This window comes from Bifidobacterium sp. W8114 (genome assembly GCF_016101165.1).
Classification (GTDB): domain Bacteria; phylum Actinomycetota; class Actinomycetes; order Actinomycetales; family Bifidobacteriaceae; genus Bombiscardovia; species Bombiscardovia asteroides.
In genome coordinates this window covers 163,312-178,873 of the sequence record NZ_JACFRA010000002.1, presented here as the reverse complement: position 1 = coordinate 178,873, position 15,562 = coordinate 163,312, and the positions used below count along the sequence as shown (strand labels likewise).

Below are 15,562 nucleotides of genomic sequence, written 5' to 3'. Positions count from 1 at the left end.
GTGTCGCTCCCTTCACGGGAGCGTGGATTGAAATTTTGCTGTTGGTGTGGCGTGAGTCTTTGAGTGTCTGTCGCTCCCTTCACGGGAGCGTGGATTGAAATCAAATAGAACCTACAAACCCGCTTACAGCAGACCGTCGCTCCCTTCACGGGAGCGTGGATTGAAATGCTGGTCGCATTCAGCCCGTACTCTGCTATAGCTAGTCGCTCCCTTCACGGGAGCGTGGATTGAAATATCTACAAGGGTGGCCGTGGTGGTGGTAAGTCTCGTCGCTCCCTTCACGGGAGCGTGGATTGAAATAATGACGCGCTGCTCGCTGGCGGTAAGAGCACCAGTCGCTCCCTTCACGGGAGCGTGGATTGAAATTGCTCCAGACCGGTGGGTGACGCTGATTAAGGCGGGTCGCTCCCTTCACGGGAGCGTGGATTGAAATAGGAAGGCGACCATGAATCCTAGAGCTAAGCTCAGGTCGCTCCCTTCACGGGAGCGTGGATTGAAATTTGTCGTATCGGCGTGTGCAAAGGCCAACAGCATGTCGCTCCCTTCACGGGAGCGTGGATTGAAATCGGTAGTGCCAGGTCGGCGGCCGGTTTGAGCGTGGTCGCTCCCTTCACGGGAGCGTGGATTGAAATACAATACAATCACAAATAGCACTATTACCACTCCGGTCGCTCCCTTCACGGGAGCGTGGATTGAAATGTAGGCTCTGATGATAGCGTCTACGTCGATAAGGGTCGCTCCCTTCACGGGAGCGTGGATTGAAATTTGCTCCTCGCTGTAGGGTCCCCAAGCCTTGCCGGTCGCTCCCTTCACGGGAGCGTGGATTGAAATATCCATCTTGGCGGTCAGCTTATCCCAGTCGGCCAGTCGCTCCCTTCACGGGAGCGTGGATTGAAATGGCGAGGCGAACGCCTTCACGGAGGCTCTGCGTGTCGCTCCCTTCACGGGAGCGTGGATTGAAATATATAGTCCTTGGTGGCCAGGTCCATATCCGTCCAGTCGCTCCCTTCACGGGAGCGTGGATTGAAATAGTCACAAAATCATCACATATAGGCGCCGCCACACGTCGCTCCCTTCACGGGAGCGTGGATTGAAATGTCAAATCGGCGCGGCAGTGTTCCCTGCCCCATGTCGCTCCCTTCACGGGAGCGTGGATTGAAATTCATCGGAGGTCTTCGGCGGAGGAGGACAGCAAGGTCGCTCCCTTCACGGGAGCGTGGATTGAAATCCGTGTTGCTGATCCGCGTGAATTGCGACTTCACGTCGCTCCCTTCACGGGAGCGTGGATTGAAATAAAGATTGTTTGGGGGTCGAAACCTCAATAATACGTCGCTCCCTTCACGGGAGCGTGGATTGAAATTCTGCCAGACGTAGCCGCCCGGGGTGATGATGTCGTCGCTCCCTTCACGGGAGCGTGGATTGAAATGCCTTGGCCCGGATCTCGTTGCGCAAGGCCTGACCGTCGCTCCCTTCACGGGAGCGTGGATTGAAATTAGCCGAAAATCACAATAATAGCACTTGTGCATTAGTCGCTCCCTTCACGGGAGCGTGGATTGAAATGGCCTGGGAGGGCGCAAGGAGGACACGGTGCTGGGTCGCTCCCTTCACGGGAGCGTGGATTGAAATATCGCGTCTGTTGCGGCTGCTGTGGATGAGGCTAGTCGCTCCCTTCACGGGAGCGTGGATTGAAATCCGAAAATAATGTCGTCGCTTGGCTACTCTGCTGTCGCTCCCTTCACGGGAGCGTGGATTGAAATTCCCAGACAATCCACTGAGGACGGAGCTCGCGTGTCGCTCCCTTCACGGGAGCGTGGATTGAAATATCGTGTATCCGGGGACAGCCGTTTTCGCATCCTTGTCGCTCCCTTCACGGGAGCGTGGATTGAAATATCGATCCCTTTCGGCAGGTTTATCCATTTGAATGTCGCTCCCTTCACGGGAGCGTGGATTGAAATACCGTCTACATTAGCATCATCGGAACAGCGACACGTCGCTCCCTTCACGGGAGCGTGGATTGAAATTTCGCGTCTCGGGGTGTGTAAAATAGGGACTGATCGTCGCTCCCTTCACGGGAGCGTGGATTGAAATCACATGAAGCCATGCCACTGGGCGCGGGCACAAGGTCGCTCCCTTCACGGGAGCGTGGATTGAAATTTGGTCATGCTCTGGCGAGAAAGACGTTCGATGGTCGCTCCCTTCACGGGAGCGTGGATTGAAATCGCCATTTATCAGGAGCAATCAGAAATCAGCGAAGGTCGCTCCCTTCACGGGAGCGTGGATTGAAATGATGATGATACCGCCCCACTGTGGGATATGGTCTGTCGCTCCCTTCACGGGAGCGTGGATTGAAATAATACTTCTCCAGCCGGATACCCATATCATTACTGTCGCTCCCTTCACGGGAGCGTGGATTGAAATTGCAACCCGCTCGACCAAGACGGCTACCCAGGCTAGTCGCTCCCTTCACGGGAGCGTGGATTGAAATGATTTTGAGGATGATGGGACACCGGGCAAAAAATAGTCGCTCCCTTCACGGGAGCGTGGATTGAAATTCTGCCCGTCCGGATACAGGAGGAGCAATCACTAGTCGCTCCCTTCACGGGAGCGTGGATTGAAATCAGACGACCCTCGAACACCGTGCCGCTATCCACTGTCGCTCCCTTCACGGGAGCGTGGATTGAAATACCGACCTGCATCTCCCGGTATCATCATCCCATGTCGCTCCCTTCACGGGAGCGTGGATTGAAATACGTCGATTGCCGCATGCACCTCGGGTGTCATGAGTCGCTCCCTTCACGGGAGCGTGGATTGAAATCCTGACCTGACCACGGTCCTTTACGGGATAGCGGGTCGCTCCCTTCACGGGAGCGTGGATTGAAATATGATGATAGGCTCAAAAAAGGACATTATAGGACTGTCGCTCCCTTCACGGGAGCGTGGATTGAAATTTCAAAATACCCTTGGGTGACGGAGGGTATCATGTCGCTCCCTTCACGGGAGCGTGGATTGAAATAGGTTGGCAAGGATCGGCAACTGCATGTGATCGCGTCGCTCCCTTCACGGGAGCGTGGATTGAAATGCTGGTGAGCTGGTCATAAATGGCCTGCTTGCTCGTCGCTCCCTTCACGGGAGCGTGGATTGAAATAGCGTGGCCGGATACGAGGAAGGCGTGGAACAGGAGTCGCTCCCTTCACGGGAGCGTGGATTGAAACTTGACGACAGGCCGCGCCGGTACACGACCTCTCAGGTCGCTCCCTTCACGGGAGCGTGGATTGAAATGAGGGGTGCACCCGCTACCAGCAGTCCGGCGTCACAGTCGCTCCCTTCACGGGAGCGTGGATTGAAATTCATGACCCCCGAGGTACACGCGGCCATCGACGTGTCGCTCCCTTCACGGGAGCGTGGATTGAAATGCTGACGACGCTGAAACGGTATATGCACGCCAAGTCGCTCCCTTCACGGGAGCGTGGATTGAAATTCGCAACAATCCACAATATATGCTCCATACGTATTGTCGCTCCCTTCACGGGAGCGTGGATTGAAATACCTGGGACATGGATCAGATCAACAGCAAGGAGGAGTCGCTCCCTTCACGGGAGCGTGGATTGAAATATCGAAAATCGGATAATGCTTGGGGTCGAGATGAGTCGCTCCCTTCACGGGAGCGTGGATTGAAATGTTCATTTTCCAGTAGGTGAATTTTTGCATGCACGTCGCTCCCTTCGCGGGAGCGTGGATTGAAATCCCAGCTTGTTCTGGACGTTTACATCCCTGTCAAGGTCGCTCCCTGCACGGGAGCATGGATTGAAATAAATTGAAGATAAGAAATAAATTTGCTAGTATTGGTCGCTCCCTTCACGGGAGCGTGGATTGAAATCCACTACCATTTATATCACTGAAAAATGCTGTAAGTCGCTCCCTTCACGGGAGCGTGGATTGAAATAAAAACGTGCTCATGTTCAGCGCCAATCCGACCGTCGCTCCCTTCACGGGAGCGTGGATTGAAATAGCTTACTGGCAAGTGGCCGGAATGCCAAAGGAATGTCGCTCCCTTCACGGGAGCGTGGATTGAAATGATTTCTATGCGGGCTGAGCAGGCGTGGAAAGCGGTCGCTCCCTTCACGGGAGTGTGGATTGAAATCTTATTCAATGGCTACCATTACTGATAATAATGGAGTCGCTCCCTTCACGGGAGCGTGGATTGAAATGCTCTGACCTATGTACAACAGCCCGGCGAGACTGTCGCTCCCTTCACGGGAGCGTGGATTGAAATACTTCTGACAAGGCCATCTGGAGGCAACTGCAGGTCGCTCCCTTCACGGGAGCGTGGATTGAAATTGCACGAAGGTCTCCAGCACGCCTTTGGCGAGCAGTCGCTCCCTTCACGGGAGCGTGGATTGAAATATTGGTCATGAGCGTATTGACCAGATTGGCTGTGTCGCTCCCTTCACGGGGGAGTGGATTGAAATACAGGTGCGTTTGGCGGCGCCGAAGAGACGATGAGGTCGCTCCCTTCACGGGAGCGTGGATTGAAATGTGTGCATGTGCCAGCCATGTCGGGCGAGGACGGTCGCTCCCTTCACGGGAGCGTGGATTGAAATTGGATCAAGACGGCCAGGGGCTTGTGAATAATCGGTCGCTCCCTTCGCGGGAGCGTGGGTTGAAATTACGACACCGTGGCGCTTTCCACCCTTCGGCAGTGGTCACTCCCTTCACAGAAGCATGAATTGGAAAACCGATTGTGCTACTTTGAATTACCCAGACAGCATTGTTTTCTAGCGGGGACATGCAGTAAATCTGTTCTTTCCTCAGAACTCTGTTATGAATTGTATTCCTTCTAAACATGAGTATGAGTTGCTGCACGGGCATAGTGTCAATCTTTTTTATGTCATTCTCTTGCTCATAGCCGCGAGAATGATCCCAAGCAGTGGACCCGGACCTGAACCTTTCAGTAGTATAGAAATACTAATGGTGCTCTCAGCATCCGCGGGAATGATTCTGCAGGACATCGGATGGATGCCCTGCAGGTTCACAAAGATGAGAGAAGATGAATGGCTATGGATGAGGATTTCATGAGAAAAATGGCATCCAAGGATAAGGCCTGTACCACTTATGACCATATTCCCCAGAAGAGGATCGATGACTATGTGTCAGAGCATCCTATCACTGACGACATGGATGATGTAGAGCGCCGGGTCTGGGATTCGCTGGATGATGAGGACAGGCGAATGATCCAGTCGGATCGTACATACTATGGGACAAACTATGGTGCTGGTTTCGGCGGCGATACCAAGGTGAGTTTCTACGATGTCCTCGGCATCAGGCAGTTCGATTGATGCATCCCCGGGTTCCCATGTGCTGTTTCAATCAGTAAAAGGATTGCTGTAGAAGTGCCGGAGAGAAGCCATAACCACTTTATGGTTTGAACATGAGTATGGTTTGAAGATGAGCACTTGATTCTCTGGGGATGATTCGGCCGTTTGCTCGGCCAAGAACGAGAATGCTGTGTGCTCCCCGCATCCGCTGGGATTATTCTATAGGACATCGGATGGATGCCCTATAAGTTCGCAAAGATGGGAGAAGACGAATGGCTCTGGATGAAAAGTTCATGAGAAAAATGGCATCCAAGGATAAGGCCTGTACCACTCATGACAATATTCCCCAGGATCTGATCGACGGTTATGCGTCAAGGCATCCCATCACCGAGAAAATGGACGAAATCGAACGCAGGGTCTGGGATTCGCTGGATGATGAGGACAGGCGGATGATCCAGTCGGATCGCGTATACTACGGTACGAACTATGGTACAGGCTGCGGTCCCGGTGACGAATATGTGACTTTCCGTGATGTCATCGGCATAAGGCAGTTCGACTGATTCATCCCCGGGCTCCCATAAGCTGTTTCAGTCAGTAAAGGAATCGCTGTAGGGGCGCCGGGGTGAATCCATGACCGCTTCATAGCAAACATGAGTGTTTGATTCTCCTCCGGCCGTAGTAATCGCATCAGTGTGCCCTATTGAAGGTTCTGTCTGCATTTCAAGGCATCCATTACCGCTTTGCAGATGACTGGCAGGGTGTTTGAACACGGATTGTCATGGTTTTAAGATGCGTATGATCGACTGGTCAGAAGACACAGCCCGGGTACTCCTCGGATACCTGCTGGATGATTCTGGGTCTGCAGCATTTTCGGTCGCAGAGATCAGGTGTCCCCCCCCCCCCCCGTCTGCGGGGATGGACTATATCGCTTGCAGTATGGTTCTATTTATCCGCTACCACCTGGATGCCGAGTATTTTGCGAATTGTGCTTCTCGCTCCTGGGCGCGGGTGTGCCGCCCGGTATAAGCTTGTAGGCGATGTGTCCACGAGCAGCGGACTTGGAGGTGTGGTCGCCGATGGAGCAATTCGACGATGCGGATGGTGCGGAATCCGGCGGAAGCGATTCAGCTGGTTTCGCAGCCGTGCAACCGCACGCGGATGAGGCGACTGCGGTGAACAAGGTTTCGGCCCATCCTGAGGCGACTATTCCGGATTCGGAATACTCGTTGGCTGAGATCGAGCAGCGACGTGCCCGTCCGGTCCGCTGGGTTGTCTTCGCGCTGGCGGTCCTCCTGGCTATCGTCATTCCTTATGGGTACGGGCGCTCGCTGGCCATCAACCATACCCAGGGCGTGCTCCACTATGCTTCGGTCCTGGATCCGCGAGGCATAGCCCTGATAGCCTGGACGGTGACCGTGCTGACCTTTATGGGCATAGGCATGTCCATCATCGAGTCGTCCTCCTGGTTCTGGCGGGTGGTCTTCGTGCTGGGCCTGGCCGCCGAGCAGCTCATAGCCGGCCTCTGCCTGCTCAAGATGAACTTCTGGTACAGCACCTTCGTCGTCTACCAGCATCAGGCCATCCTGGCCAACGCGGCCAACCTGGGCATCATCGCCGCCGGTCTGGGAGTGGCGGTCTTTGCTGTCGTCTTCGTGGCCATTCTGGTCTGTGTACGCAAGGATTCCCCCTGGAACACGCTGACCCACAGCTGGTCAGCCCTCTCCCTATTCTTCATCATCGAGCTGGCGGCCATCGCCATCGTCCTCTTCGGAGGCCTGATCACCGCGGCATGACCGCATCGACAAGCATGTCGGGGGATAGATCTGTTCCTCCTCCCATTCCCGCATCCGGTCCCATCGCTGTGTATAATGGACTTTTGGCGTGTTTCGCCCGCGGATCGAGAGCGCTTCAGCATAGGGCTGGTGCACCGCGTAACGGAAGAATGCAAGAGGAGGAGCCGTGGCTCTTACGAGTGAGCAGAAGCAGGCAATCGTCAAGGAATACGCGACCCACGAGGGCGACACTGGTTCCCCCGAGGTCCAGGTGGCTCTGCTGAGCAAGCGCATTACCGACCTGACCGAGCACCTCAAGCAGCACCAGCACGACCATCATTCGCGTCGCGGTCTGCTGCTCATGGTCGGCCATCGTCGCCGGTTGCTGGATTACCTCAAGAAGGTGGACATCAACCGCTACCGTTCCCTGGTGGAGCGTCTTGGACTGCGCCACTGATATGCATGCTTTCGCCCGGGCCTAGCGCTCGGGCGCTTTTGCATGACTGAACCAGGTACCGTCGACCCCGGGATGGGGTTGCAGAAGATGGTGCCGAATCCAAATGCAAGGCTGGTCCGCAAGGAATGAAGATAACCGGACATGGGGTTCGGCAGGACCAGACCGAAGTAGAAGGATCTCCGGCAGCCAATTGATGCCGAGCATCCTGACATCAGGTAGTAAACAAGCAGTAAACAAAAGGAGGAACCCTATGGAGGGTCCCGAAATCACGGCTGTAGAAGCCACGATCGATAACGGATCATATGGCAAGCGCACGGTGCGCTTCGAGACGGGTCGTCTCGCCCAGCAGGCGGATGGGGCAGTAGCCGCCTATCTTGATGACGATTCCATGGTGCTGTCCACCACCACCGCTGGATCCAGCCCCAAGGAGAACTACGACTTCTTCCCGCTGACCGTCGATGTGGAAGAGAAGATGTATGCAGCGGGCAAAATCCCCGGCTCCTTCTTCCGTCGAGAGGGTCGGCCCTCCAACGAGGCCATCCTGGCCTGCCGGTTGATTGACCGCCCCCTGCGTCCCCTCTTCCCGCACACCCTGCGCAACGAGGTCCAGGTTGTGGAGACCATCCTGGCAGTCAACCCCGAGGATGCCTACGACGTGCTGGCCCTGAACGCGGCCTCCGCTTCCACCCTGATTTCCGGTCTGCCCTTCGAAGGCCCGGTTTCGGGTCTGCGCCTGGCCCTGATCGATGGTCAGTGGGTGGCCTTCCCCCGTTGGAGCGAGCGTGAGCGCGCCGTCTTCGAGCTGGTCGTGGCCGGTCGTGTGGTCGAGGGCGGGGACGTCGCCATCGCAATGATCGAGGCAGGCGCCGGCAAGAACGCTTGGAGCCTGATCTATGACGAGGGCCAGATCAAGCCCGATGAAGAGGTTGTCGCCCAGGGTCTTGAGGCCGCCAAGCCCTTCATCAAGGTTCTGTGCGAGGCCCAGAGCGAGCTCAAGGCCAAGGCCGCCAAGCCCACCAAGGACTTCCAGCTCTTCCCCGAGTACACCGACGAGCTCTATGAGCGCATCGACCAGGTGGCTCATGCCGACCTGGACCAGGCCCTGTCCATCGCGGAAAAGCTGCCCCGTCAGGATCGCATTCACGAGATCAAGGAGAAGGTCCGCGAGGCTCTGGCCGACGAGTTCACCGACATGGACGAGGCCGAGAAGGACAAGGAGCTGGGCAACGCCTTCAAGGAGCTCCAGCGCCAGATCGTCCGTCGCCGCATCCTGACCCAGGACTACCGCATCGACGGTCGTGGCCTGCGCGACATCCGCACCCTGTCCGCCGAGGTGGACGTGGTGCCCCGCGTGCATGGCTCCGCTCTCTTCCAGCGCGGCGAGACCCAGGTGCTGGGCGTCACCACCCTGAACATGCTGAAGATGGAGCAGACCATCGACGCCCTGTCCGGCCCCACAACCAAGCGCTACATGCACAACTACGAGATGCCCCCCTATTCGACCGGCGAGACCGGCCGCGTGGGTTCGCCCAAGCGCCGCGAAGTAGGCCATGGCAACCTGGCCGAGCGCGCTCTGATCCCGGTTCTGCCCAGCCGCGAGGAGTTCCCCTACGCCATCCGTCAGGTCTCCGAGGCCATTGGCTCCAACGGGTCCACTTCCATGGGTTCCGTCTGCGCCTCCACCCTGTCCCTGCTGGCTGCCGGGGTGCCCCTGAAGGCCCCTGTAGCGGGCATCGCCATGGGCTTGGTCACGGGCGAGGTCGACGGTCGGCCCACCTACAAGACCCTGACCGACATTCTGGGTGCCGAGGATGCCTTCGGTGACATGGACTTCAAGGTGGCTGGCACCTCCGAGTTCATCACTTCCCTGCAGCTGGACACCAAGCTGGACGGCATCCCCGCCGACATCCTGGCAGCCGCCCTGCAGCAGGCCAAGGAAGCACGGGCCACCATCCTGGACGTGATCAACGAGTGCATCGACGGGCCTGCCGAGATGAGCCCCTATGCGCCACGCATCATCACCACCCAGGTTCCGGTCGACAAGATCGGCGAGGTCATCGGCCCCAAGGGCAAGATGATCAACCAGATCCAGGAGGACACCGGTGCCGACGTCTCCATCGAGGACGACGGCACGGTCTACATCGCCTCCGAGGGCGGCGAGGCTGCAGCCAAGGCCAAGGAGGTCATCGACCAGATCGCCAACCCGCACGTGCCCGAGGCGGGGGAGACCTTCAACGGCAAGGTGGTCAAGATCACCAGCTTCGGCGCTTTCGTCAACCTGACCCCTGGCACCGACGGACTGCTGCACATCTCGCAGATCCGCAACCTGGCCAACGGCGAACGCATCGACTCCGTGGAGGACGTCCTCAAGGAGGGCGACACCGTCGAGGTCATCGTCCAGGGTGTGGACGACCGTGGCAAGATCTCCCTGGCCATTCCCGGATTCGAGGACCAGGAGTCCGCAGGAGGCCGTGATCACGGTGGCCGCACAGACCGTCGTGACCGTGGCGGTGATCGTCGTGAGCGCGGCGGTCGTGGTGACCGTGATCGTCGTGATCGCCGCAGCCGTTCCTCCGACCGCGAGGATCGGTATGAGGCTCCGCGCCGCTCTCGTTCAGAGCATGAGGATCGCTACTACGACGATGAGGACCAGGAGGATCGTCCCCGGCACCGTCGTCAGAGCCGCGACCGTGACTATGAGGATGGGGGAGACTGGTTCGAGGACGAGGACCGTGGCTCCCGTCGTGACCGTCGTCGGGTCTCCCGCGACGAGGACGAGGATCGTGGCGGCCGGGGCCGTGGCGAGCGTCGCGGCCGTGGTAGCCGTGCCGAGCGTGATGACCGCAGTGACCGTGGCGGCCGTCATGAGCGTCGCTCTTCCGGACGTGGCGGCTATCGTGGCCGCAGGGAGAATCCGCGCTATGCGGCCGACGAGCACTACGACGAGTACCGGGCTGACCGGGAGGAGCGTTCCGAGCGTCCCCGTCGCCGGGTGCGCAGGGACTTCGACCCCTTCGACAGTGAAGACTGATTCCCGCTGATGCCGGATATTGATTGATTCGGTGTCTTCCGACAGGACCCCGTTCTAATGGGCGGGGTCCTGTTTTGTCTGCAGACCCTTCCGTGAGAGAATTGGGGACATGTCCGTATCACTGATCGTGCTTATTGTCATTGTCCTGCTGGTCGTGTTGCTGGTCATTTGGGGCATTGGAGCCTACAACGGTTTGGTCAATCTGCGCAACCGGGTGGCCAATGGCTGGGCCCAGATTGACGTCCAGCTCAAGCAGCGTGCCGACCTGGTGCCCAATCTGGTCCAGACGGTCAAGGGCTACGCTTCACACGAGTCCACCGTCCTGGAGGAGGTGACCAAGGCCCGCGCCGACGTGGCTCAGGCCCAGACGGCTGGCGGGGACCGGATGCAGGCCCGTGCCGATGCCGAGCAGCGGCTGGGTCGATCCCTGGTCACTCTGATGGCTCGGGCGGAGGCCTACCCTGAGCTCAAGGCCAACCAGAACTTCCTGGACTTGCAGCGTCAGCTCAAGGACCTGGAGGACAAGATCGCCTACGCCAGGCAGTTCTACAATGATGTGGTCCAGAAGTTCAACACCCGCATCGAGACGGTCCCCTCAAACATCATCGCATCACTCTTCCACTTCCGTCAGGCCCAGTACTTCCAGGCCGACGAGGGCAGCCGCCAGGCGCCCGTTGTGGACTTCGGACAGTGAACGCCCCAGTGGCCTCCTCCGGGAAACCGGTCTCAGGCCATCCCTCCTGGAGCACTTCCCGCTTTTTCCGAGCCTTGGCACTGGCTTTGGTGGCAGCCTTGGTGACGTGCATAGTCGCTGCTCTGCTTATCTTCAACAAGAATTGGCCGGACCTGGTATACGATTCAGTGGACTATGATGTCCAGGTCCTGGATAACGGCGATTTGCGCATCAGTCAGGACCTGACCGTAACCATGAACTCCCGTGAGGACGACAACGGCGATAAACGTCCCTGGAGGGAGCTCTACCAGCGCTATCAGATCAAGCCTGACCGCCTGACCGGCATAAGCGACGTAAGCGTGACTGACCTGACTAATGGCTCCACATATAGGCAGGCTGACCCGCCGAAGGATCCTGATAACCTCGATCAAGTTCCCGATTGGGACAAGACCATGGCTGGCACCTGGTATATGGGCACCGTCTCGGATGCGGGGCTGGAATCCTACAAGCCAGGCGATGCGGGCCAAGGGTCCGCCTGCGGCGATCAGAGAAACCAGTGTCAGGTGGAGCTGGGTTGGAACATTCCGCAGATTGCCGAGGATTCAGGTCGGCGCTTCCGCATCGACATGACCTTCCACGGTGTCACTACTGCCCATCCCGATGTGGCTGAATTCCAATGGGAGCCCGTGGGCGACACCAACCAGATTTCCGTCGAGCATATGAGCGCTGATGTCAGGCTTCCCAAGCTTATAGGAACAGAGAAGGACAAGGATGCCAAGGCCTGGCTCCATTTCGCTGGCAAGGGTTCCTACCAGGTGGGCGATGACAGCAGTATCCACTTTTCAGCTGACCAGATCGGGCCAGGTCAGCATCTGGATTTGGTGGCTCTCTTCGATGCGAAGAGGGTTTCCTCGGTGGTCAGGACCGACTCTCAACCGGCGCGTGACCGCATCATCAAGCAGGAGCGCCAGCAGTATGAGCACTGGCACGCCGAGCAGACCAGATGGGCGCGGATCGGACTTTTGGCTGGTATACTGACCGTCTTAGCTGCTATCGCGCTGATTGTAGTGATGCTCTGGCAGGCCTTCCGCACCTATGGAGACTCCCAGTACCGAGGCGATATTATCTACTACCGTCAGCCTCCTGATCTGTCACCGGCGTTGGCCGCTGTTATCAACGATTTGATGCTGACCCGAAAATCCCCTATTGGCAGGCAATTGTCAGCCACCATTCTCTCCCTGGCCTCCAAGCGGGCCATCGCTCTGATTCCGGTCAAGTATGAGGACCGGGCGAATTCCGGCGGAGGTTCCCTGACTAAGGTGATGCGCTCGCTGCTCCACAAAGGCAAACGGCAGTCCATGGAGGTGGTCATTAATCCGGTCTGCAGTCAGGATCGAGCCTCCCTGGCCCTGTCCTTAAGCGAGGAAGCCTGCCTGACCATGCTGGAAGGTGCTTCCGCTCTGATGGGCTCCAAGGATGAACGTTTCGACCTGTACGAGATGATTGCTCTCTTCTCCAGCACCGAAGCTAATCATGGCAAGGTCTATCTGGAGGCTTTCGACAAGGCCGTCAAGTATGAGACCAACAATGCTGACCTGCGTGCCTATCGTCATGGCATAGAGGTCGTGCCCTTCCTGGCCGTGCTCTTGGCCGCTTTCATCCTGCTGGCTGGATTCCTGCCGGGCACCGTGCTGGTACGTGCGCCATTGGCCGTGCTTCTGGTGGCTGTTGCAGCATTCTCCATTCGTTATGGTAGTTCGCAAGTGCTCAGCAGGAATGGACAGCTCATGGCTGGTCAGGTGTCAGGGCTTCGGCGCTATCTGCTGGACTTCAGCGATTTTAGCCACCGGGGCGTGGAGGACCTGGTGCTCTGGGACCGCTACCTGGTTTACGCTGCGGCCTTCGGTATAAGTGACCGGGTTGTCGCTCAGCTGGCACAGGCCAGCCCTGAACTGACCGACTTCGACTGGCTGAATAATAATGCGCGCGGGAGCCTGCTCTACTGTACCTTCCTGCCTTACAGCCAGAATGTTCCGGTGGCTTCCTCCGTGAGTGGCCCTGAAACATTGGCTGCAAATTCAATGCTTGGCCAAGGCGGGGTGGTTGATCTGGGTACTCAGTTGACCCAGGGACTCGAACAGATCGGCGGCCTGATCGGCCAGGCCAGCGGCAACAGTTCCGGCAGTGGTATTGGTGGGTTTGGCTCCGGTGGTGGTTCCTTCGGCGGCTCCGGTGGTGGCTCCGGTGGTGGTTCCTTCGGCGGTCGTTGATACTGGGTCACAAGCTAAGCTCGATAGGAAGCCGGCGGCATTGAAGCTGGCATCGATCTACAAGACGGGAGTACATGTATGACATCGTCGATGCGGGCCTTGGGGCCCTTTACTACGACAGCGGTCGGACTGGGTTGCATGGGATTGTCCATTGAGGGCAAGCCGGACCAGGCAACGGCCATCGACATCATCCATCAGGCCCTGGATGCCGGTTGCCGACATCTGGATACTGCCTGGTCCTACTACGAATCGGGCGGCCCTGAGCAGACCAATGAACGATTGGTTCGCCAGGCTTTGGAATCCTGGAAGGGACCCCGTCAGGATGTGCTGGTGGCCACCAAGGTGGGACACTACCGCAACTTCACCGATGGTCGGCCAACCTGGGCTGTGGACGGTCGACCGGAGAGCCTGATCCGGCACGCCAAGGAGTCTGCTCAGGCCTTGGGCGTGGACACCATCGACCTGCTCTACCTGCACCGGCCCGATCCCCAGGTGCCCTATCAGGAGTCCCTGGAGGCCATGGCCGAGCTGGCCAAGCAGGGCGTGGCCCGGACACTGGGCGTCTCCAACGTAGACATTGACCGGATGGACCTGGCTCGCAGGATTCTGGGCAATGACCTCGTAGCCGTGCAGAACCAGTTCTCGCCCACCTTCACCAGCTCCCGCCAGGAGTTGGACCATGCAGCCGAATTGGATCTGGCCTTCGTCTGCTGGAGCCCCCTGGGAGGCTTCCGAGCGCCCAAGGATGAAACTCGTTATGATGCCTTCCGGCAGGTGGCCCAGGAGCACGGCGTCTCCCACCAGCGCGTGGTCCTGGCCTGGGAGCTGTCCCAGAACCGCAACGTCTTCGTGGTTCCCGGGGCTCACAGGGCGGCCACCATTCTGGACTCCCTGCAGGCGGCCGATATGGAGCTGAGCGAGGAGGAGTTGGAGCGTCTGAACCAGGCGGCGGCTGCATGAGTCTCGAGACTCAGTCAAGCGAGCAGGACTCGCAGAGCGTTCAGAGTGAAGCCTGGAATCGGGAACGGACCCTGTTGGACAGCAGCCCCCTATCGGCGCTGGATGATCAAGGTCGTCCAATCCCCGTCACCATTCCCATAGCCTTGGCGCCAGGGATCAAGGTGGTCTACACCACCAGACTGGGCGGGGTCTCCTCAGGCGATTACGCCCAGCTGAATCTAGGCGGCAAGGGTGGCGATGATCCGCAGGCGGTTGCTGCCAACCGTCAGGCCCTGGGCCACCAGCTGGACCGTCCCATAGCCCTGGTGGACCAGGTTCACTCAGCCCGGGTCTGGGATGCCGACCAGGGTCAGCCCCAGGGGCGTTGCGAGTCCGATGCTCAGGTGACCACCCGTCGTGACTTGGCTTTGGGCATCTTCGCCGCTGATTGCCTTCCCGTGCTTCTGGCCGACCCACAGGCCGGCGTGATGGGGGCGGCCCACTGCGGCCGTCGTGGTCTGGTGGCCGGCGTCATTCCGTCAACAGTCCAGGCCATGGCCGACAAGGGTGCTGACCCATCCAGAATCGTGGCAACTCTGGGACCTCGGATCTGCGCGGATTGCTATCAGGTGGGCTCGGACCTGGCCGATGATTTCGAGAAGCGTTTCCCCGGCGCATCCGGACCATGCAGGTTCGGCGGAATCGCCATCGACATCGCCACTGCTGCCAGGATGGAACTGAAGGCGGCAGGAGTGACCAATATCGTAGACTCCGCCCCCCGGGTCGGTGCCGCCACCAGTTACCTGCGTCAGGACCCGGACCTGATAGAGCTGTGCAGCCAGGACAGTGAGGGTCCCTCCTTGTCGAAGCGTCTTGAGGATCTGCGCCGCCCCCTGTGCACACTGGAGAATCCGCTCTGGTACTCCCACCGCCGGGCCTCGCTGGCCAGCAAGGCGGGGGAGGGGCGCATGCTGGCGCTTATCCTGGCCGACGACTGATGTTGTGAGATTGATTGCAGCCTGCTCCTGGCAGCCGGAGCAGGTCTCGGGTGCAGATGTTCGGTGCAGATAGCGCCGGGTCCGCACCTTTCTCTGTTTCCGTATGA

The 15,562-nt window shown here is 58.5% G+C and carries 9 protein-coding genes and 1 CRISPR repeat array (1 of these 10 cut by a window edge); all 9 genes read left to right on the top strand.

Annotated features, from left to right (window positions below; translation table 11 throughout):
- Nucleotides 1–4,667: a CRISPR direct-repeat array (repeat unit 32 nt; unit sequence GTCGCTCCCTTCACGGGAGCGTGGATTGAAAT) (it extends 1,586 nt beyond the left edge of the window).
- A 414-nt stretch (nucleotides 4,668–5,081) separates the two neighbouring features.
- Entirely contained in the window at nucleotides 5,082–5,336 is a 255-nt protein-coding gene (locus H3T89_RS03570; RefSeq protein ID WP_232348434.1) for a hypothetical protein, read from the top strand.
- Nucleotides 5,337–5,617: 281 nt separating this feature from the next.
- Nucleotides 5,618–5,875: a hypothetical protein gene (locus tag H3T89_RS03565; RefSeq protein WP_232347054.1), complete on the top strand. Its 258-nt coding sequence runs from the start codon at nucleotides 5,618–5,620 to the stop codon at nucleotides 5,873–5,875.
- Nucleotides 5,876–6,391: 516 nt separating this feature from the next.
- On the top strand, nucleotides 6,392–7,108 hold the full coding sequence (locus H3T89_RS03560; protein ID WP_110417654.1) for a hypothetical protein: 717 nt from the start codon (nucleotides 6,392–6,394) through the stop codon (nucleotides 7,106–7,108).
- 166 nt (nucleotides 7,109–7,274) lie between these two features.
- Nucleotides 7,275–7,544, top strand: a complete 270-nt coding sequence (rpsO, locus tag H3T89_RS03555; RefSeq protein ID WP_015022424.1) for a 30S ribosomal protein S15 — start codon at nucleotides 7,275–7,277, stop codon at nucleotides 7,542–7,544.
- Nucleotides 7,545–7,794: 250 nt separating this feature from the next.
- Nucleotides 7,795–10,575 (top strand): polyribonucleotide nucleotidyltransferase, encoded by a 2,781-nt coding sequence (locus tag H3T89_RS03550; RefSeq protein ID WP_198216264.1) that lies wholly within the window; start codon nucleotides 7,795–7,797, stop codon nucleotides 10,573–10,575.
- A 109-nt stretch (nucleotides 10,576–10,684) separates the two neighbouring features.
- Entirely contained in the window at nucleotides 10,685–11,269 is a 585-nt protein-coding gene (locus H3T89_RS03545) for a LemA family protein (RefSeq protein WP_198216263.1), read from the top strand.
- Nucleotides 11,266–13,518: a DUF2207 family protein gene (locus H3T89_RS03540; protein ID WP_198216262.1), complete on the top strand. Its 2,253-nt coding sequence runs from the start codon at nucleotides 11,266–11,268 to the stop codon at nucleotides 13,516–13,518. The genes H3T89_RS03545 and H3T89_RS03540 overlap by 4 nt, the downstream gene beginning before the upstream one ends.
- 78 nt (nucleotides 13,519–13,596) lie before the next feature.
- On the top strand, nucleotides 13,597–14,478 hold the full coding sequence (locus H3T89_RS03535; RefSeq protein ID WP_198216261.1) for an aldo/keto reductase: 882 nt from the start codon (nucleotides 13,597–13,599) through the stop codon (nucleotides 14,476–14,478).
- The gene (locus H3T89_RS03530; protein ID WP_198216260.1) at nucleotides 14,475–15,455 is read left to right on the top strand and encodes a polyphenol oxidase family protein; all 981 of its coding nucleotides are present in this window, start codon (nucleotides 14,475–14,477) and stop codon (nucleotides 15,453–15,455) included. Before H3T89_RS03535 ends, H3T89_RS03530 begins: the two co-directional genes overlap by 4 nt.
- The last annotated feature ends 107 nt before the right edge of the window (nucleotides 15,456–15,562 follow it).